Raw genomic sequence first — 18,837 nt, forward strand, 5'->3', positions numbered from 1 at the left:
GAGGTGGTGGGTGTGGATGTCGGTGGGGTTGGGGTGGGGGGTGGCGAGGGCGTGGTCGGTGGTGGTGAGGTGGGTGGTGAGGTGGGTGAGGTGGGTGTCGGTGGCGGTGGTGGCGAGTAGGCGGATGGCGGCGGGTTCGAGGTGGGTGTGGGCGGTGTGGATGTCGGCGAGGGTGGTGTGTTGGTGTTCGAGGACGAGGGCGGTGTAGCGGGCGGCGACGTGGCCGTTGGGGGTGTGGACGCGGGCGCCGCCGTGGGCGCCGCGGCGGACGCTGATGAGGGCTTCGGATTCGAGGACGCGGAAGGCTTCGCGCAGGGTGGGGCGGGAGACGCCGAACTGTTCCATGAGGACGGCTTCGGGGGGGAGGGCGTCGTCTTCGTGGAGTTCGCCGCGGACGATCTGGCGGCGTAGGTGGGCGGCGACGAGTTCGGCGGTCTTCGGAACGCGGACATGCTGCCCGACGCGGTTCGTCGCGAGCAGCGGGCCGGACAGCGCGCGGGCTGGGGTGCCGGGCGACCCGGCGGTGGCCGCCGCGCCGTCCGCCCCGCCGGTGCGCGCGAGGCGTACCGGGTGCGGCGCGATGCGGGGTGTCGAGGTGTCGGTCGGCTGCGTTAACGACATGATCTTGTGCTCCCCCTGGTGGCGGCTGCCCGGCCGGGTACGTCCCCCGTTTCGGGCTGCGACTAATGATGTACGGATAGTGGTCACTGCGATGAGTTGGCTACGAACCGTGCTTACAAAGTCGCATTGTGGCAGCGTGCCGGAACCTGGGGGAGGCGGGGCTGGTGGAGTACCACGCTGTGATCCGCATTCTGTTACTCAGAGTGCATAAGATTGGCGACATGCCATCCGCGCACCGAGCTGATCACTTCGGCTGGGATGGGGCCGCTGGAACCGGAAACGCGACGGCCGCGACGCCGTTGACCAGGGACGCCGTCCCGGCCGTCAGCGCAGCGTGGTAGACGGGACGAGAAGGCGCGCCAGGACGCTCGGCCGGGACCCGACGGCCCCGATCTTGGCATCGACTACAGCCAGTCGTCATCCGACGTGCGGACCGCGGTCTCAGACCGCGGCGGCGACCCGGTCGATGCCGCCGGAGGTCTCCAGTGCCTCGACGGTCACCGCGACCGCGTGCACGACCGAGGCGACCCGGATCGCGTCCTGGATCACCTCGCGGGTGACCCCGCGGCCGCGCAGCTCGTGCTCGTGGGCGGTCAGGCAGCGGCCGCAGCCGTTGATCGCGGAGACCGCCAGCGACCAGAGCTCGAAGTCGACCTTGTCGACACCGGGGTCGGCGAGGGCGTTCATCCGCAGGCCGGCCCGCAGCCGGGAGTACTCCTCGTCCTCCAGCAGGTGCAGGCTGCGGTAGTAGACGTTGTTCATCGCCATCAGCGCCGCCGCGGTGCGCGCCGCGGCGGCCGCCTCGGCGGTCAGGTGGTCGAGCGCCTCGGGCTCCAGCTCGACCAGCGCGGTGCGCCCGCGGCTGGCGATGGCCGCCGCGAGCACCGTGCCCCAGAGCTGCTGGGCGGACAGGTTCGACTGGCTGGTCACCGAGCCGAGGTTGAGGCGCAGGTCGCGGGCGTAGTCGGGAAGCAGTTCCCGCAGGCGGGCGACGGCCATCAGGCCGCCACCTCGGCCGGGGCGGGCGCCGCGGCACCCAGTGTCGCCTGGCCCTTCTGCCAGTTGCAGGGGCACAGCTCGTCGGTCTGCAGCGCGTCGAGCACCCGCAGGACCTCCGCCGGGTTCCGCCCGACGCTGCCCGCGGTGACCATGACGAACTGGATGACGTTGTCCGGGTCGACGATGAAGGTCGCCCGCTGCGCCACGCCGTCGTCGCCGAGCACCCCGGCGGCGGCGGTCAGGTCCTTGCGGATGTCGGCGAGCATCGGGAAGGGCAGATCGGTCAGGTCCGGGTGGTTCTGCCGCCAGGCCAGGTGGACGTACTCGCTGTCCGTGGACACGCCGAGGACCTGCGCGTCCCGGTCGGCGAACTCGCCGTTGAGCCGGCCGAACGCGGCGATCTCGGTGGGGCACACGAACGTGAAGTCCTTCGGCCAGAAGAACACGACGCGCCACGCGCCGGGGCGGCTGGTGGCGGTCTCCCGGACGAAGGCGGTGTCGGGGTCGTTGGAGACGACTCCGGTCAGGTCGTAGGCGGGGAAGGCGTCGCCGACGGTAAGCACGTCGAGGTGGTCCTCTCTGCGGTGGTGATCGGGTCTGCGGTGGTGATCGGGTCTGCGGTGATGTTCGGGTCTGCGGTGGTGATCGGGCAGGACCCACTCTCGCTACCATCGACCCAGAAAGGAAATCGAAAGATTCGGCAAGTTTGATAGCCTCGATCTATGGCTACTCCGCAGCCGACGCTCACCCAGTTGCGTGCGCTCGTCGGCGTCGCCGACCACCGGCACTTCGGCCGGGCGGCGGCGGCGCTGCACGTGAGTCAGCCGACCCTGTCCAGCGCGGTCGCGGCGCTGGAGCGCACCCTCGGCGTCCAGCTCGTCGAGCGCACCACGCGCAGCGTGCTGCTCACCGCGGTGGGCGAGCAGATCGTCACGCGAGCCCGGGGCGTGCTCGGCGCGGTCGACGACATCGCGGAGGTCGCGGTGCGGGCCCGTGCCCCGCTGACCGGCGACATCCGGCTCGGCGTCATCCCCACCGTGGCGCCCTACCTGCTGCCGCGGCTGCTACCCACGCTGCGCGGACGCTGGCCGCAGGCGCGCCTTCGGCTGCGCGAGGCGCAGACCGCGACCCTGCTGGCGGAGCTGCGCGGCGGCGCGCTCGACCTGGCGCTGCTCGCGCTGCCCAACGACGAACCGGGCATCACCGAGATCCCGCTCTACGACGAGGACTTCGTCCTCGTGACGCCCGCCGAGCATCCGCTGGCCGGCGGCAGCGCCGTCCCCGTCGCCGGCCTCGCCGGCCAGGACGTGCTCCTGCTGGAGGACGGGCACTGCTTTCGGGCGCAGGCGCTGGACGTCTGCCGGGAGGCCGGGGCGCGGGAGCGGGCCACGCTGCGGGCGGCCAGCCTGTCGACGATCGTCCAGATGGTCGCCGGCGGGCTGGGGCTGACGTTGCTGCCCGCCGCCGCCGTCGGAGTCGAGGTGGGGGAGGGCCGCGGCCTCGCGGTCGCCACCTTCCGCCGCCCGGCGCCGCACCGGCGCATCGGCCTGGCCTACCGGGCGACCTCGGCGCGCGTCACCGACTGGGGACTGCTGGCCGCGGAGGTCCGCGCCGCGCTGCCCGGGACGGAGCTGGACCTCAGCCCGGTCCCGTCGGTCTAGCCGCCTTCCCGCCCGGTGTCGATCGGCGGCCGAACGGTCACGCCGCGCGGCGACTTCGTGCGCCGCCGGGTCTCGGCGGGAAATCCGGGTAACCCGGGCCGGGTGAACACCCGCAGCCCGGCTCGCGGCGTCTCGCGGCGCTTTCGGTGACCGCTCGGCACATGTTCATCCCCGCTCATCCGCGGCTGAATGCTGCGGGCTTCGTCACGTTTTATCGACGGCCGGCGGGACAGCTAGACAACGTCCGCGACCGGCTGCCGCCGGCGTTCGGCCGACGGGTCGGACCGAGGCGATCACACAGGTGGGTCGCGGCACCACGGCTGGATGGGGTCGGGACGCCGGCCACGACAAAGGTGGTGCACGTGCCCGTGCAGAGGTATGCCCCGATCGCCGGTATGCGAGACACGTCCGTGTCATGCATATGTAACCGGCCGGCCGTAGCGTAGGCCGCCATGAGCGACGCACGGAACGTGGCCGTCGGCGTCGAGGAGGAGTTTCACATCCTCGATCTCACCACCCGCCAACTTGTTCCCCGGGCCGAGGAAATACTGCAGCGGCTGGACAAGGACTCCTTCTCTCCGGAACTGTTGAAATCCGTCGTCGAGACGAACAGTCAGCCGACGGTCGATCTACTGGCCCTGCGATCCAACCTGCTGGACCTGCGCCGCCGGCTGGCCGAGGCGGCGGGCGAGCTGGGGCTCGGGCCGGCGGCGTCGGGCACCGTGCCGATCCTCGACATGGATCTGCTCGACGTCTCGCGGGACGCCCGCTACGAGCAGATGACCGAGGACTACCAGATCGTCGCCCGGGAGCAGCTCATCTGCGGCGCCCAGGTACACGTCGACGTCGCCGACCGCGACCTGGCCATGGCCGTCGTCGCCTGGACCGCCCCCTGGCTGCCGATGCTGCTGGCGCTGTCGGCCAGCTCGCCGTACTGGCTCGGCGCCGACAGCGGCTACGCGAGCATGCGCACGCTGGTCTGGCAGCGCTGGCCCACCGCCGGCGTCGCCGGGTCGTTCAAGACCGCCGCCGAGTACGACCAGCTCATCGCCGATCTGATCAAGTCCGGGGTGATCAGCGACCCGGGCATGGTGTACTTCGACGTCCGCCCCTCGGCCCACCTGCCCACCGTCGAGCTGCGCATCTGCGACGCCTGCCCGGACGTGGACAACGTCATCCTCATCGCCGGGCTGTTCCGGGCCCTGGTGGGCCGGGCGATCGAGGAGATCGAGGCCGGCGGCCAGGCCCCGCCCCCGCGCGCCGAGCTGCTGCGGGCGGCGACCTGGCGGGCGGCCCGGTCCGGGCTGGAGGGCGACCTCGTCGACATCCTCGGTGCGGGCCCCGTGCCCGCGCGCGCCATGCTGCGCCGGATGCTGGAGGAGGTGCGCCCCCAGCTCGAGCGCTACGACGACTGGGAGCTGATCGACAACCTCGCCGAGCAGGCGGCCGGCCGGGGCAGCTCGGCGCTGCGCCAGCGCCGGGCGTTCGCCCGCCGCGGACTGCTCACCGACGTCGCCGACCTGATCCTCGCCGAGACCCGCGACGTCCCGCCGGCCGGCGCGTCGCTCGGTGCCGCGCCCGCGGTGTCCGCTCCCGACCAGATCGCGCCGATCCTGCTGGAGCGCTACCAGCCGACCGGCTACGACGAGGTCGTCGACGAGCACGGCGCCGTCCGGCCCCAGTACCGGGCGGTGATGCGCACCCTGGAGCGGCTCGGCCCGGACACCCTCGACGAACGCGTCGGCGCCCGCGAGGCCGAGCAGACCGACCGGGGCATCACGTTTCGGGTCAACGGGGACTCGGCGAGCCGGCCGTTCCCCTTCGACATCGTGCCGCGCATCGTCGCCGCCGACGACTGGGCCGTGCTCGGCCGGGGGCTCGGGCAGCGGGTCCGCGCGCTGGAGGCGTTCCTGCACGACATCTACGGCGAGCGGGCCGCCGTCGCCGACGGCATCGTCCCGCCCTGGGTGGTCAACGATGCCCCCGGGCTGCGCCACGGCGGCCGCGCCCCCGGCCGCGACGCGATCCGGATCACCACCGCCGGCATCGACCTCGTCCGCGGCGGTGACGGCGGCTGGCTGGTGCTCGAGGACAACCTGCGGGTGCCGTCCGGGATCGCCTACGCCGTGGAGGGCCGCCGGCTCGCCGAGTCGGTGCTGCCCGAGCTCGGGCCGCCGCCGGGCATCCTGCGGCTGGGCACCGTGCCCGCCCTGCTGCACGACGCGCTCGTCGCCGCGGCGCCACCCGCCGTCACCGGCGAGCCCGCGGTCGCCGTCCTGACCAGTGGGCCGGCCGACTCCGCCTACTTCGAGCACGCCATGCTCGCCGAGGAGATGGGCGTCCCGCTGGTCGAACCCGACGCGCTGCTCGTCGACGACGACGTCGTCTACCGGGTCGACGACGGCCGCCGCCGCCGCGTCGACGTCCTCTACCGGCGCATCGACGAGGACGAGCTGTTCGGCGCGCCGGGCGCGGACGACGCCCCGCTCGGCCCGGCGCTGCTGCGGGCGGTCCGCGCCGGGCGGGTGAGCGTCGCGAACGCGCCAGGCAACGGCATCGGCGACGACAAGGTCGTCTACGCCTACGTGCCCCGGATGGTCACCTACTACCTGGGTGAGCAACCCGTCCTCGACGACGTGCCGACCTATGTCTGCGGCGACCCGGAGCAGTGCGAGCACGTGCTGGCCAACCTCGACCAGCTCGTCGTCAAGCCGGTCGACGGCTTCGGCGGCTCCGGCGTCGTGATCGGCCCGCACGCCGAGCCGTACCAGCTCACCGCGGCCCGGGAGCGGATCCTGGCCGACCCGCGGCGCTGGATCGGCCAGGAGGTGGTCTCCCTGTCCACCCATCCGACCTGGCACGACAGCCACCTCGAGCCGTGCGCGGTGGACCTGCGGGTGTTCGTCTACGCCGGCACCGAGCCGGTCGTCGTGCCCGCGGCGCTCAGCCGGGTGGCCCCGCCCGGCAGCCTCATCGTCAACTCGTCCCAGGGCGGCGGTTCCAAGGACACCTGGATCCCGCGCCGCTGAGCTGACCCACGACCGCCGTCGTACCCCGCCGAGGCTCTCGGCGGGGCATGACGGCGTGCCGGCGGGCGAGTGCCGGCGGGCGGCAGTTCCGGCGAGCGAAGCGGTCCTCGGTCGCAACCGTGGGGACACGAGGCTGAAATCTCCGGCGTCGAAGGTGGACGGACGATCGTGCACCCTCATGCCGGGCAGGACTGCCCGGGGAATGGATCTCACCTGAACTGACTGATCGACGGGAGCGCACATGTGCGGGCTGAGTGGTGAGCTGAGGTTCGACGGCCGGGGAGCGGACGTCGACGCGGTGGTGCGGATGACGGCCACCATGGTGCCGCGGGGCCCGGACGGCGCCGGGGTGTGGTCGTCGGGACCGGTCGCGTTCGGCCACCGCCGCCTGAAGATCATCGATCTGTCCGAGCGTGGCGCCCAGCCGATGGTCGACAGCGAGCTGGGCCTGACCACCGCGTTCAACGGGTGCATCTACAACTACCAGGAGCTGCGCGACGAGCTGGCCGCCGCCGGCTACCGCTTCTTCTCCACCTCGGACACCGAGGTGATCGCCAAGGCCTACCACCACTGGGGCACCCGGTGCGTGGACCACTTCGCCGGCATGTTCGCCTTCGCGGTCGCCGAGCGCGACACCGGCCGCCTCGTCCTCGCCCGCGACCGGCTCGGCATCAAGCCGCTGTACCTCGCCGCCGACGCCGAGCGGCTGCGCTTCGCCTCCACCCTGCCGGCGCTGCTTGCCGGGGGCGGCGTCTCCTCGGACATCGACCTCGTCGCCTTCCACCACTACCTGTCGTTCCACTCGGTGGTGCCGGCTCCGCACACCATCCTCGCCGGAGTACGCAAGCTGCCCGCCGCCACCGTGCGGGTCGTCGAACCGGACGGGACCTGGACCGACGAGGTGTACTGGAGCCCGAGCTTCACCCGCGACCCCGCGCACGCCGACTGGACCGCCCGCGACTGGCGGGACGCCATCGCCGAGAAGCTGCGCGTGGCGGTGCGCCGGCGCATGGTCGCCGACGTGCCCGTCGGGGTGCTGCTGTCCGGCGGGCTGGACTCCAGCCTGATCGTCGCCCTGCTCGCGGAGGCCGGCCAGCACGGCCTGGCCACGTTCAGCGTCGGCTTCGAGGCGGCCGGCGGCGAGTCCGGCGACGAGTTCGCCTACTCGGACATCATCGCCAGGCACTTCGAGACCGACCACCACCAGATCCGGGTGCCGGGCAGCCGGCTGCTGCCCGCCGTCGACGCCGCCGTCGCCGCGATGAGCGAGCCGATGGTCAGCCACGACTGCGTCGCCTTCTACCTGCTCTCCCAGGAGGTCTCCCGGCACGTCAAGGTCGTGCAGTCCGGGCAGGGGGCCGACGAGGTCTTCGCCGGCTACTCCTGGTACCCGCCGCTGGCCGGCGTCGCGCGTGACCAGACCGTCGACGCCTACCTGCGGGTCTTCGCCGACCGACCGCACCGCGACATGCCGGCGATGGTCGAGCCGCACCACCTCATCGAGGCCGATGCCAGCCGGCACTTCGTCGCCTCCCACTTCGCCCGGCCGGGCGCCGAGACGTCCGTCGACGCCGCGCTGCGCCTCGACTCGACGGTCATGCTCGTCGACGACCCGGTGAAGCGGGTCGACAACATGACGATGGCCGCGGGCCTGGAGGCGCGCACCCCGTTCCTCGACCACGAGCTGGTCGAGCTCGCCGCGGCCTGCCCGCCCGAGTTCAAGCTCGCCTCCGGCGGCAAGGGCGTGCTCAAGGACATCGGCCGCCCGCTCATGCCGGTCGACGTCATCGACCGGCCCAAGGGGTACTTCCCGGTGCCGGCGATCCGCCACCTGGACGGCCCGTTCCTCGACCGGGTCCGCGACGCGCTCACCGACCCGGCGGCGAAGTCCCGCGGCCTGTTCCGCCCGGCGTGGATCCAGGCGATGCTGGCCGCCCCGAACGACAACCGCACGACCCTCGGCGCGAACGCCCTCTGGCAGGCCGCGCTGCTCGAGATGTGGCTCCAGACTCAGGGAGTGACGTGACGCTACAAAGTGACGTGACGCTGGGCAGTGACACGGTCCTGGGGAACGTGATCCGCCTCCCCAGGTCGGGGCGTGCCGGTCGGCTCGGGGAGTCCGATCTGGGGCGGGAGTGGGTGGCGGCCGAGGGAGTGCGGGCGCCCGCACTCGCGTCCGACGGCCGGCTCGCCTACGTCGCGGACGGGCCGGCCGGGCCCGCCCTGTGGATCCGGGACGCCGACGGCCGGCGGCGTCGCGTGGACACCGGCCCCGGGCATGTCCGCGCCGCGCTGTGGTCGCCGGCGGGCGACCTGATCGCCGTGCACGTGGCGCCCGGCGGCGGGGAGCTCACCGAGGTGCGCGTCGTCGCCGCCGACGGTGACGACGGCGGCCCGCGCAGCCTGGCCGGTGGGGACGGCCGCGCCGCTGTGCCGGCCCGCTGGACCGCCGACGGGCTCGCCCTCGTCGTCACCGAATCCGACCGCGCCGACCGGGCCGGGCGCACCGCCGCCGTGCTGGTCGGTCTCGACGGCCGGCGGGCCCGGCTCGCCGAGGGCGTCGCCCTGCAGGTCTGCGACCTGGTCGACCTCGATCACGCCGGCTCGGCCGGCCCCGGGGTTCCCGGTGCGGGCGGCCCGGGCGCGCAGGACACGATCTCCGGTGGGCTCGCCGGCGTCGGCGGGGGCGATCCGCTGGCGGGCGCCTACCGGCTGCTGCTGCGGGAGGGGCCGCGCGGGGTTCGCCGCGCGATCGTCGTCGACGTCCGGCTCACCCCGCCGGCGGGCGGCGGTGCGGCCCACTCGTCGTGGGAGCTGCCCGGCGGCACCGCGACCGTCCTCACCGGCCGCTTCACCGCGGGCGGGCGTCGGGTGCTGCTGGTGAGCGACCTCGGCCGGCAGCGGGCCGCCCTGCTCGACGTCCCCGTGGACACCCCCGGCTCCACCGTGGTGATCGCCGAGCGTCCCGACGCCGACGTGGAACGGTTCGTCCTGCTCGGCCGGCCCGACCCCGACCCCGAGCGGGCGGCCGCCGACCCCGAGCGGGCGGTCGTCGTCTGGAACGTGGCGGGACGCAGTGAGCTCACGCTCGTCGACCTGTCGGGCGGCCGGTGCCGGCCGCTGCCGGCACCGCCCCGCGACGTCGTCACCGCCCTGCAGGCCCGCCCCGACGGCCAGGAGCTGATCCTCGCCCTCGAGGGCGCCGCAGCCCCCGGGGAGCTGTGGACCTGCGACCTGACCGCCCCGGCCGGCGCCGGCCGGCCGGCGCTCGACCCCGCCCGCTACCGATGTCTGGTCTCGCACGCCCCCACCCGCCCGGCGGCGCTGGTTCGCCCCGTGCCGCACACCCTCACCGCGCACGACGGCCAGGAGCTGGCCGGCTGGTGGTACCGTCCGCCGGCGCCGCCGGGCCCGCTGCCGACCCTGGTGTACCTGCACGGCGGCCCCGAGGCTCAGGAGCGTCCGACGTTCAACCCGCTGTTCCACGCGCTGCTCGCCCGCGGGATCGCCGTGTTCGCGCCGAACGTGCGCGGCTCCACCGGGTACGGCCGGGCCTTCGAGGAGGCCGATCACACCCACCGCCGGTTCGACGGCATCGAGGACGTGGCGAGCTGCGTGCGGGACCTCGTCGACACCGGCCTGGCCGACCCGGAGCGGATCGGGATCGCGGGGCGCTCCTACGGCGGGTACCTGACGCTGGCCGCCCTGGTGCACTTCCCGCAGTTGTTCCGCGTCGGCGTGGATGTCTGCGGCATGGTCGACCTGGAGTCGTTCTACCAGCACACCGAGCCGTGGATCGCGGCCTCCGCGGTGACCAAGTACGGCGATCCGGTCACGCAGCCCGCGCTGCTGCGGGCGCTGTCGCCCCTGCACCGGATGAGCGCCCTGGCGGCGCCGCTGCTCGTCGTCCACGGCGAGAACGACACCAACGTCCCGGTGATCGAGGCCGAGCAGACGGTGGCTGCGGCCACCGCCCGTGGCGTCGACTGCCGCTACCTGCTGTTCCCCGGCGAGGGGCACGAGGTGGTCGAGCTGGCCAACCGGGTCCGGTTCGTCCGGACCGCCGTCGACTGGCTGGCCGCGCACCTGCTCGCTGCGCGGCTGCCGCAACCGCGCAGCGTCTCGCCAGCCCCGCCCGCCCTGTCGGCGTCGCCCGCCGGGCTCGGCTCAGGTGGTCCGGCAGGTTCGTTCGAGCAGGACGAGCTCGCCCACCTCGTCGTCCTCGGCCCGGCCGATGGCCGCGAAGCCCAGGCGGGCGGCGACCGCGAGCGCCACCCCGGCGTGGGGTGGCAGGGTCATCAGCGCCCGGCGCACCCGAGGTTCGCGGAAGGCCCAGTCCAGCAGCAGGCAGCCGCTCTCGACGGCGTAGCCGCGTCCGGTGTGTCCGGCGAACGTCGCCTGGCCGAAGGTGACGCAGCCGTCGGCGTCCGGTGGGCCACCGAGGCCGGGTGAGGCGACGGCCGTGCCCGTGGCCCCTTCGACGGCCAGCCACGTCCACCAGCCGGCGGCCGCCGACTCGGTCAGCGACCGGCCGCGGACCGGGCCGAGGGCGGCGTCGAGCAGCGGCGGCGGCTGGATGCCGGTGGTGATCCGGGTGCCGGTGAGTGACTCCAGCTCACCGCACCGCCCGGCCCGCAGCGCGCCGATGCCGGCCACGGTCAGCGGCCGCAGGACCAGCCGCGGGCCACGCAGCACCGGCTCGGCGACGATCCCGGCCGGCGACCGATCGCCGCCGTCTGTCCGGCTGTTCTCCACGCCCCTCACCCCGCTCCGGATCCCACCCCGTGCCGGCTTCATCAGGGCGTCACCCTGGCGCCGCGTGCCGCAACCGCCCGCTGCCGATCGGCGGCGGGCGGACCGATGGCCGCAGCAGGGTAGCCCGCAGCGGCGCCCCGCGGCGAATCGTTTTCCGGACGTCACCGCGGCCGGGAAGGACCGGGACGGACGGACGCGCAGGCCATGGCGGCCGGGCGGAACCCGCCCGCCGGGGCCGGCGGCGGGGCCGCGGTGACCGACTCCACCGGTTCCGGCCGGACCTCGGCACGCACATCACCTGATGGCACTGACACAATACGGCCCGTGAAAATCGAGGAGTTGGAGGCGGAGCGGACCTGGTTGGCATTCGACCCCATGCGCCAGTTGCGCCCGCATCTGACGTCGACGGGGTTCGTCCGGCTCGTCAACGAGGTACAGCGGCCCGAAGGGTACCGACTCGTCGCGTCCTGGGACGGCGAACTCGGCCGGGTCGCCGCCGCGCTCGGCTTCCGGCAGGTGAACTCGCTGGCCGCCGGGCGGCACCTGGCCGTCGACGACCTCACGACCCTGCTCGCCGCGCGCGGACGGGGCCACGCCACCCGGCTGCTCGCCTGGGCGGAACGGGAGGCTCGCCGCCTCGGCTGCGAACACATCCACCTCGACGCCGACACCCACCGCCACGAGGCGCACCGCCTCGCCCTGCGCGCCGGCTACTCCATCTCCGCCTTCCACCTCACCCGCCGCGTGTAGGTGCACGAGCAGGTCCGAAGCCCAGGCGGGCAATGATCGGCAAGGTCGATGGTCGTCGAGGTCAAGGTCGAGGTCGAGTCGCGCGGGGAACCCTCATCGCACTGCCCAACCGGCCACACGGGCGGGTACGGGTAGCCCCCCGGCGAACTGACCGGGCAGCTCCGTCGCCCGGTGGTGGCCGGACGATCTACCGTCGGCTCAGTCGGACGGACCACGGCCGTGGTCCGCCGGGCCGGTCCGGTCGGAGACGGCGCGAGGGGGTGGCGGTGAGTCCGGTGCAGGCGACTGACGGCGCGGGTCGCTTCGGCGGTCCGGCCGGGTCGGGGCGGTCGGCCGGGTCGGGGCGGGGGGTGCTGCCCGTGCTGCGGCGGACGTACGCGGGGCCGGCGTGGGCGGGCACGGCCTTCGTCGCCCTGACCGGCGCCGTCGCGCTGCCGGTGTTCCTCGCGGTGCTCGTCCCGATCCTGCTGGGCGTGCCGCTGTTGCTGCTGGCCCTGATCGGGGTGCCGCTGATCTGGTTCAGCCTCGTCGTGGCGAGCCTGTCGACCCGGTTCGACGCCTGGCGGTTCGAGACGATGCTCGGCCGCCGGTTGCCGCTGCGGCGTTCACCCGTGCGTGACCCGGACCGCCGGTCGGGGCTCGTCGGCCGGTTCGGGGCCGAGCTGCGGCGGTTGCGGGCCGGCGGAAGCTGGCTCAACGTGCTGTACGTGCTGGTCGTGGCGCCGCTGTTCGGCTGGTTCGGCGGCTGGCTGCTGTTCGCCGCCTGGGGCGGTGGGCTGGCCTTCCTGTTCTTCCCGGCCTACGGGTACGCCCTCGCCGGGGGAGACCGGATCTTCGGGCAGTACCTCGGCTACGGCGGTGCGGTCGCCCTGCACGTGGGCCTCGGGGTCGCCGCGCTGCTCGCCGCCCCCTGGCTCGCCCGCGGGCTGACGGCGGCGCACTATCTGGCGGCCCGCTGGCTGCTGTCCCCGCGCGGCGAGGAGCTGCTCGCCCAGCGGGTGGAGGACCTGGAGTCCAGCCGCGCCGGGATGGTCGCCGCCGCGGCGGCCGAGCGGCGGCGGATCGAACGTGACCTGCACGACGGCGCCCAGCAGCGGCTCGTCGCCGTCGCGATGACCCTCGGGCGGGCGCAGGCCCGCTTCGCCGAGGATCCGGACGCCGCCGCCGGCCTGGTCGCCGAGGCGCACGCGGAGACGAAACGGGCCCTGGCCGAGCTGCGTGACCTTGCCCGTGGCATCCATCCGTCGGTGCTGACCGACCGTGGGCTGGACGCGGCGCTGTCCGGGCTCGCGGCCCGCTGCCCGGTCCCGGTCACCGTGGACGTGGACCTCGACCCGGCGCGGCGAGGCGAGGCCCCGCCAGGCCGAGGCGATGCCCCGCCAGGCTGGAGCGATGACCCGCCAGGCTGGAGCGATGACCCGGCATGGCGGCGAGATGACCCGGCGTGGCGGCGAGATCCGGACGCCGAGGCGGTCGCCTACTTCTTCGTGGCCGAGGCGCTGACCAACATCGCCCGGCACGCCCGGGCGTCCCAGGCCCGTGTCGTCGTGCGCCGCGGCGGGGGACGGCTGACCGTGGAGGTCGCCGACGACGGCCGCGGCGGCGCCCGGGAGAGCGGCGGCAGCGGGCTCACCGGCCTGCGCGACCGGGCGCGTGCCGTCGACGGCAGGTTCAGCCTGACCAGCCCGCCCGGGGCGGGCACGACCGTGCGTCTGGAGCTGCCGTGCGCATCATGATCGCCGAGGACTCGGTGCTGCTGCGGGAGGGGCTGACCAGGCTGCTCGAGGACCTCGGCATGACGGTGACGGCCGCGCTCGGCGATGCCGAGACGCTGCTGCGGGCGGTCGCGGCCGAGCCGCCGGACGTCTGCGTCGTCGACGTGCGCCTGCCCCCGACGTTCACCGACGAGGGCGTGCGGGCCGCCCTGGTCCTGCGCCGGCAGTGGCCGGGCGTGGGGGTGCTCGTGCTGTCCCAGTACGTCGAGGAGCGCTACGCGGTCGACCTCATCACCGGGCAGGCCAGCCGCGGCGTCGGCTACCTGCTCAAGGACCGGGTCTCGGACGTGGCGGACCTCCACGAGGCGCTGGCCCGGGTCGCCGCCGGCGGCACCGTGCTCGACCCCGAGGTCGTCGCGCAGTTGCTCGTCCGCTCGCGGCGCCGCGACCCGCTGGACCGCCTCACCCGACGGGAGACCGAGGTGCTGCGCCTGATGGCGGAGGGCCGTTCGAACGCGGCCGTCGCCGCCGCGCTCGTCGTCACCGAACGGGCCGTGGAGAAACACGTCACCAGCATCTTCGCCAAGTTCGACCTTCCGGTGGCCGAGGACGACCACCGCCGCGTCCTCGCGGTGCTGCGTTTCCTGGACGCGGCCGACGGCGGCGCCGGCCGTCCACCCGCAGCGCCGCACAGCGCCCGGAGGGGGCACCGTCATGCCTGACCCGACACTCGAGCCTGACCCGACACTCGAGCCTGACCCGACACTCGAGCCCGCCCCGGCACTCGCGGCACGCGAGCCCGTCTCCACGCTCGAGCCCGATCCGTCACCGCGGGGTGGCAGGGCGATCGCTCTGACCCTCGGCGGCATCCTGGCCGTCGTCCTCACGGTGATCGGGGGGCTCGCCGTCGTCGACGCCACCTCCGGGCGCGGCCAGCGCGTCGAGCGTCGCGCCCTGCCGGCCTCGGTCACCAGCGTCGTCGTCCGTACCCCGAGCGGCGACGTCCACCTGCGCGGACCGGACGCCGCACCCACCGGCGGGACCCGCACGCCCACCGGGACCCGCACGCCCACCGGGACCCGCACGCCCACCGGGACCGGCGCTGACGCCGGGGTCAGGCTGATCGCCAGGATGTCCGGCGTCGTCGAGGTGCCCGAGCTCGTCGTCCGGGTCGACGGCGACACGGCGTACGTCACCACCCGCTGCGGGACGACCTGGGACTGCTCGTCCGACTACGACCTCGAGCTGCCACCGGGAGTGGCCGTCGCCGTGGACACGTCCTCCGGCGACGTCACCGCGGAGGGCCTCGGCGGCGAGGTGCGGCTGCGGACCTCCGCCGGGGACGTGACGGTCAGCCGGCCCAGCGGCGAGCTCGACGTCGTCAGCGGCTCGGGTGACATCCGGGTCCGTGAGGCGCGCACCGGCCGGCTGCACGCCTCGACGTCGTCCGGGGAGGTGCGGGTCGACCAGCTCCTCGCCCCGAACGACCTCGACGTCCACAGCTCGTCCGGAGATGTGCGGGTGCTGCTGCCCGTCGACGGCGAGGGCTACGCCGCCGAGGTGACCACCGATTCCGGGGACCGCACGGTCAACATCCAGAAGGACCCGGCGGCGTCGCGCCGCCTGCGCGCCACGACCTCCTCCGGCGACATCTCCGTGACCTACCGGGACGCGTCCTGACCGGACCGCCTCCGCACCGTCGAGGGCGTGCGCCGTTCCGGTGGCGCCGCCGCGATCGGTGCTGCGGTCGGCGTCCCGGCCGGGGAGATCGTCACGGACCCGCGTCGAGGGGTGGAGCGTTCGGCGTCCCGCAGCAGGTCGAGGGCGTGGCGCAGGCGGGCGTTCTCCCGGTTCAGGCGGCGGATCTCGGCCTGGTGCCGGCTGGCGTCCGCCGGGTCGGGCGCGCTGTCGGGCGACGTCGCCTGGCGTACCCAGGTGCGCAGGGTCTCGGCGCTGATCGTGAGGTTCGCGGCCACGGCCTGGATCGCGGCCCATTCCGAGGGGTGCCGCGCCCGCGCGAGCGCGACGGCGGCGACGGCGTGGGCGCGGAACCGTGGGGGATAGCGGGTAGGTCGTGACATGACGGCTCGCTTCGGGGTTCGAATGCTGAACCTGGGAGGACAGGGTCGGCGCAGGGGTGCGGGTCGGGAATCGGCGCGGGGTCTGGCGAGGGTGGGGCGGCCGGCGCGGGGGCGGGATCCGGTTCAGGGGGGCGGGGCGGACTGTGCGGCCGCAGGCGGCGTGGCGGGGGGGGGGAGGGGGATGACGCGCAGCGAGCCGCCGGGCGGGACGGTGGGGGGATCGGACGGGTCGCCGAGGGATTCGCCGGGTGCCGTGCTGGTGGCGGCGGTGGCCGCAGGCGGGGGCGGCCCGGTGGCCGGGCGGCCGGCGACCGGGTCGGCGGCCGGACGGGGTGCGGACGCCGATCCTGTCGGTGCCGAACGCAAAGGTGCCGGTGTCGGTGTGGGTGTGGGTGCCGGGGACGGAGACAGGGGCGGCGAGGTCGGCGGGGGTGGGTAGGCGGGTAGGGGTGGCACCGGGGCGCCTGGCGTCGCCGCGGTTCGGGGCGTGGCGTCGGTGGCGGCGTAGCCGGTGGTGTAGCCGGCGGTCCAGGCGAGGACGGCGCGGACGTAGCTGGTCGAGGGGTTGTAGCTGAAGATCGCGGCGCGTAGCTGAGCGGGGTCGGCGAGGTCGCGACCGTGCCGGCAGAGGTAGCCGGCGGCGGCGAGGGTGGCGTCGTCGACGTTGTCGGGGTCGGCGCGGCCGTCGCCGGAGTTGTCGCGGCCGGCGCTGGCCCAGGTGGTGGGGATGAACTGCATCGGGCCGACGGCGCGGTCGTAGCGGGTGTCGTGGTCGAGGGTGCCGTGGTCGGTGTCGCGGAGGAGCGCGCGGCCGTCGTGGCCGTCGAGGGGTGGGCCGAGGATCGGGCGGGTGAGGGTGCCGTCGGCGGTGAGGGTGTGGCCGGCGGCGTGGCCGGACTCGATCCGGCCGATGCCGGCGAGGAGCTGCCAGGGGAGGTGGCAGGCGGGGTGTTCGGCGGCCGTGCGGACAGCGGCCGCACGGTAGGCGGTCAGCATGCGGGTGGGGATCCGCCGTTCGGTGGCGGTGAGGACGACGGCGGCGGCGGTGGGGGAGCGGTGGGTGGCCGCGGCGGCGAGCGTCCGGTCGTCGGGGACAGCCGCCGACGCGGTCGGGGGCACGGTCGGGGTCGGGGTCGGGGGGGTGGTGGGGGCGTCGGTGTCGCTCGCGGCTCGTAGCGTGGGGATGAGGTCGGGTAACCGGTCGTCGTAGCCGCGCGTCGGCGGATGGACCACGACGGCGGGGGCGTTGAGGCGAGCGGTCGGCGATGGGCTGCGGCCAGTCGGGGTCGTGCCGGGCATCAGGCTGAGGGCGACGAGCAGCCCGATCATCGGGATGGTGGCCAGGGCGCCGGTCGGGCCGGACCGCCGGCGAGCGGGCGCCCCGCCTCGGCCCTGGGCGGGGATCGTGGCGGGGCGATGCCGGCCGGCCGTGTCGGTGGAAGCCCGGTGGCGGCCGGGCTTCTCGGGGGAACGCCGGTGGCGGCTCATACCGTTCGCCTCCCTGCGACATCGACTGGGTCGGGTCTCGTCCGCGGCCGTGATTGCAGCCGCCGGTGTGCGCGGTGCCGGCGGCCCCAGCCCATGCGGCAGCCACGCGCCGTTGCGCCGTCGCCCGTGCCAGGGAATGCGGGAAAGCGCGGCTCGGCTGTAGGCGTTCGATCTTGCCGCGCGTCATTGCGAGGCGCAGTCGAAGGTGTCATCCAAAACAAAGAAACCGATCGGGCCAGGGGCACTCCCGTTCCAGTGGCGCCCTGGTCCGAAGGAGGACTGTGGCATAACTCCGGAGGCTTATCCAGTCCTTTGGAAAGAGAACTTCCCTGCTGCCCATAACGATCAATTGGCTGCCAGCCGCAAGAGAAATCGTCACGGAGAGTAGCTCCAAGCCTGGGAGCTGGGCGTTAGCGCGGACACACGGAGGCGGCGTCCGGCTTCGCGTGGTCCGGCGGCCTCGGGCCTCGCGCCCCGGCGCCCGGCCGGATCCGGCCGGACGACGCGCGAGCCGGCACGGGAATCGCCCGAAGGTGGGGAGTGGAGCCGGCTCTTCTCGCCGGCCGGGTACCTCCCCCTGCTCCGCAGGGCTTTTCGGAGGCGGGAGGCCGTCGACGGCAGCCGTCGACCACGGCCGTTCAGGGTGGCCGTCACCTGCGGATACGACGGTCGTCCGCCATCCCGGTGGTTGGGTTGTAGGCCGAATGTGGGCCCGTACCGACTTTCATGTTTCGGCGAGGTAACACACCACTGTGTGATGCGCGCCATAAAAGTAACGCAGCGACACCTCTGTTGCGGGCAAGCGATCAATCTCGGTCACTGAAGGTGACGGGATTGTCGGGTCGATTGGCTTGCTGGCAGGCCAGTGAGTACGCGAGGTAGCCGCGGTTTCCGGCCACCCCCGGGGATGGTCACGGCGCGCGACACAACCCGATCCCAACTGGCGATCATCTTCTTGTACGCCGGTTGATCCCTCTGTCATTTTCGGAGATCCGCGCGGTCTTCGCTCCCCTCGGGGGGCCGCGCTCGTAGCGCCTTCGGACTTTCGTTTCCGGTGGATCGGAGTTGGCGTAATGCGGGCCCTCCCCGTGTGTTTTCGCATGTCACTGACCCGTGCTCTGTGCGTTCTGCTGGCCGCCGTTCTGGCCGGGACAATCGTGCAGTTCGTCCCGGCGGCTCGGACCGCGGCACGGGCGGCCACACCGGCGGGCCCGGCGCAGTCCCCGCCGCCGACGGGGCCGGCGCAACGGCCGGATCTCGTCTCGGCGCAGCTTGCGGCGCGTGCGGAGAAGCGGCGGATCGAGGTGACGGATGCCCGTACGGAGTCGACGTCGACGTTCGTGAACCCGGACGGGACGGTCACGGTCGACTCGTATTCGGGTGTCCGCCGGGTCCGCCGCGGTGACGGTTGGGTGGACGTCGACGCGACGCTGGTGCTGGCGGACGGGAAGGTCACGCCGAAGGTCGCGAAGGCGGGGATCGTGCTGTCGGCCGGGGGGAAGGCGGGCGGTGACGTGGCGACCCTGGTCGACGGTGGCCGCGAGCTCGCCTTTGCCTGGCCGGGCGCGCTGCCCGCGCCGACGCTTGCCGGCAGCACGGCGACCTACGCCGACGTGGCGCCCGGCACCGATCTGGTGGTCAAGGTCGTTCCGACGGGTTACGACGTGCGGATCGTCGCGCACACCGCGGCGGCGGCGCAGGCGGCGTTGCGGTTGCCGTTGCGGTTGAAGGGGTTGAC

At 74.1% G+C, this 18,837-nt stretch carries 13 protein-coding genes and 2 pseudogenes; 9 read left to right on the top strand and 6 right to left on the bottom strand.

Annotated features, from left to right (window positions below):
• The 3 genes from UK82_RS29615 to UK82_RS29625 form a co-directional block, all read right to left on the bottom strand.
• On the bottom strand, positions 1-621 hold a 621-nt coding region (locus tag UK82_RS29615; protein ID WP_055410714.1), incomplete at its 3' end, for a FadR/GntR family transcriptional regulator.
• A gap of 441 nt (positions 622-1,062) precedes the next feature.
• On the bottom strand, positions 1,063-1,620 hold the full coding sequence (locus tag UK82_RS29620) for a carboxymuconolactone decarboxylase family protein (protein ID WP_044888575.1): 558 nt from the start codon (positions 1,618-1,620) through the stop codon (positions 1,063-1,065).
• Positions 1,620-2,183 (bottom strand): peroxiredoxin, encoded by a 564-nt coding sequence (locus tag UK82_RS29625; RefSeq protein ID WP_044888574.1) that lies wholly within the window; start codon positions 2,181-2,183, stop codon positions 1,620-1,622. The genes UK82_RS29620 and UK82_RS29625 overlap by 1 nt, the downstream gene beginning before the upstream one ends.
• 159 nt (positions 2,184-2,342) lie before the next feature.
• On the opposite strand from UK82_RS29625, the gene UK82_RS29630 reads away from it, so the two are divergent.
• From UK82_RS29630 to UK82_RS43585, 4 genes and pseudogenes are all read left to right on the top strand, one after another.
• Positions 2,343-3,281 (top strand): LysR substrate-binding domain-containing protein, encoded by a 939-nt coding sequence (locus UK82_RS29630; protein ID WP_044888573.1) that lies wholly within the window; start codon positions 2,343-2,345, stop codon positions 3,279-3,281.
• Positions 3,282-3,733: 452 nt separating this feature from the next.
• Positions 3,734-6,310 carry a carboxylate--amine ligase/circularly permuted type 2 ATP-grasp protein gene (locus UK82_RS29635; protein ID WP_044888572.1) on the top strand — a complete coding sequence of 859 codons (2,577 nt, stop codon included), beginning with the start codon at positions 3,734-3,736 and terminating at the stop codon, positions 6,308-6,310.
• 241 nt (positions 6,311-6,551) lie between these two features.
• Complete coding sequence (locus UK82_RS29640; RefSeq protein ID WP_044888571.1) at positions 6,552-8,336, top strand: N-acetylglutaminylglutamine amidotransferase; 1,785 nt, start codon at positions 6,552-6,554, stop codon at positions 8,334-8,336.
• Between the two features lie 1,310 nt (positions 8,337-9,646).
• Positions 9,647-10,387 (top strand): annotated as a pseudogene (locus UK82_RS43585) (alpha/beta hydrolase family protein); the annotation flags it as partial.
• A gap of 90 nt (positions 10,388-10,477) precedes the next feature.
• On the opposite strand, the gene UK82_RS43590 reads toward UK82_RS43585, so the two are convergent.
• Positions 10,478-11,107, bottom strand: coding sequence for a GNAT family N-acetyltransferase (locus UK82_RS43590; protein ID WP_339325626.1), 630 nt, complete (start codon positions 11,105-11,107; stop codon positions 10,478-10,480).
• Positions 11,108-11,389: 282 nt separating this feature from the next.
• On the opposite strand from UK82_RS43590, the gene UK82_RS29655 reads away from it, so the two are divergent.
• From UK82_RS29655 to UK82_RS29670, 4 genes are all read left to right on the top strand, one after another.
• Positions 11,390-11,815, top strand: coding sequence for a GNAT family N-acetyltransferase (locus tag UK82_RS29655; protein ID WP_044888581.1), 426 nt, complete (start codon positions 11,390-11,392; stop codon positions 11,813-11,815).
• 260 nt (positions 11,816-12,075) lie between these two features.
• Positions 12,076-13,551 carry a histidine kinase gene (locus UK82_RS29660; RefSeq protein ID WP_063870366.1) on the top strand — a complete coding sequence of 492 codons (1,476 nt, stop codon included), beginning with the start codon at positions 12,076-12,078 and terminating at the stop codon, positions 13,549-13,551.
• A complete protein-coding gene (locus tag UK82_RS29665) occupies positions 13,539-14,252 on the top strand; it encodes a response regulator transcription factor (protein WP_055410718.1) in 714 nt (237 codons plus the stop codon). The genes UK82_RS29660 and UK82_RS29665 overlap by 13 nt, the downstream gene beginning before the upstream one ends.
• Positions 14,245-15,210 carry a DUF4097 family beta strand repeat-containing protein gene (locus UK82_RS29670; RefSeq protein WP_055410720.1) on the top strand — a complete coding sequence of 322 codons (966 nt, stop codon included), beginning with the start codon at positions 14,245-14,247 and terminating at the stop codon, positions 15,208-15,210. Before UK82_RS29665 ends, UK82_RS29670 begins: the two co-directional genes overlap by 8 nt.
• On the opposite strand, the gene UK82_RS29675 is transcribed toward UK82_RS29670, so the two are convergent.
• Together UK82_RS29675 and UK82_RS41915 are read right to left on the bottom strand one after the other, a co-directional pair.
• Positions 15,192-15,611 (bottom strand): transposase, encoded by a 420-nt coding sequence (locus UK82_RS29675; protein ID WP_063870365.1) that lies wholly within the window; start codon positions 15,609-15,611, stop codon positions 15,192-15,194. The two genes, UK82_RS29670 and UK82_RS29675, sit on opposite strands and share 19 nt — an antisense overlap.
• A 123-nt stretch (positions 15,612-15,734) precedes the next feature.
• Positions 15,735-17,099, bottom strand: coding sequence for a lytic transglycosylase domain-containing protein (locus UK82_RS41915; protein WP_055410722.1), 1,365 nt, complete (start codon positions 17,097-17,099; stop codon positions 15,735-15,737).
• Between the two features lie 1,100 nt (positions 17,100-18,199).
• Here UK82_RS41915 and UK82_RS29685 point away from each other — a divergent pair.
• Positions 18,200-18,837 (top strand): annotated as a pseudogene (locus tag UK82_RS29685) (sugar-binding protein); the annotation flags it as partial.

The organism is Frankia sp. ACN1ag (genome assembly GCF_001414035.1).
In the GTDB taxonomy this organism is placed as follows: Bacteria; Actinomycetota; Actinomycetes; order Frankiales; family Frankiaceae; genus Frankia; species Frankia torreyi.

Coding starts and splice junctions, on each gene's coding strand:
- UK82_RS41915 (WP_055410722.1), bottom strand. CDS start 17,099: ATGAGCCGCCACCGGCGTTCCCCCGAGAAGCCCGGCCGCCACCGGGCT.
- UK82_RS29630 (WP_044888573.1), top strand. CDS start 2,343: ATGGCTACTCCGCAGCCGACGCTCACCCAGTTGCGTGCGCTCGTCGGC.
- UK82_RS43590 (WP_339325626.1), bottom strand. CDS start 11,107: ATGAAGCCGGCACGGGGTGGGATCCGGAGCGGGGTGAGGGGCGTGGAG.
- UK82_RS29640 (WP_044888571.1), top strand. CDS start 6,552: ATGTGCGGGCTGAGTGGTGAGCTGAGGTTCGACGGCCGGGGAGCGGAC.
- UK82_RS29635 (WP_044888572.1), top strand. CDS start 3,734: ATGAGCGACGCACGGAACGTGGCCGTCGGCGTCGAGGAGGAGTTTCAC.
- UK82_RS29620 (WP_044888575.1), bottom strand. CDS start 1,620: ATGGCCGTCGCCCGCCTGCGGGAACTGCTTCCCGACTACGCCCGCGAC.
- UK82_RS29675 (WP_063870365.1), bottom strand. CDS start 15,611: ATGTCACGACCTACCCGCTATCCCCCACGGTTCCGCGCCCACGCCGTC.
- UK82_RS29670 (WP_055410720.1), top strand. CDS start 14,245: ATGCCTGACCCGACACTCGAGCCTGACCCGACACTCGAGCCTGACCCG.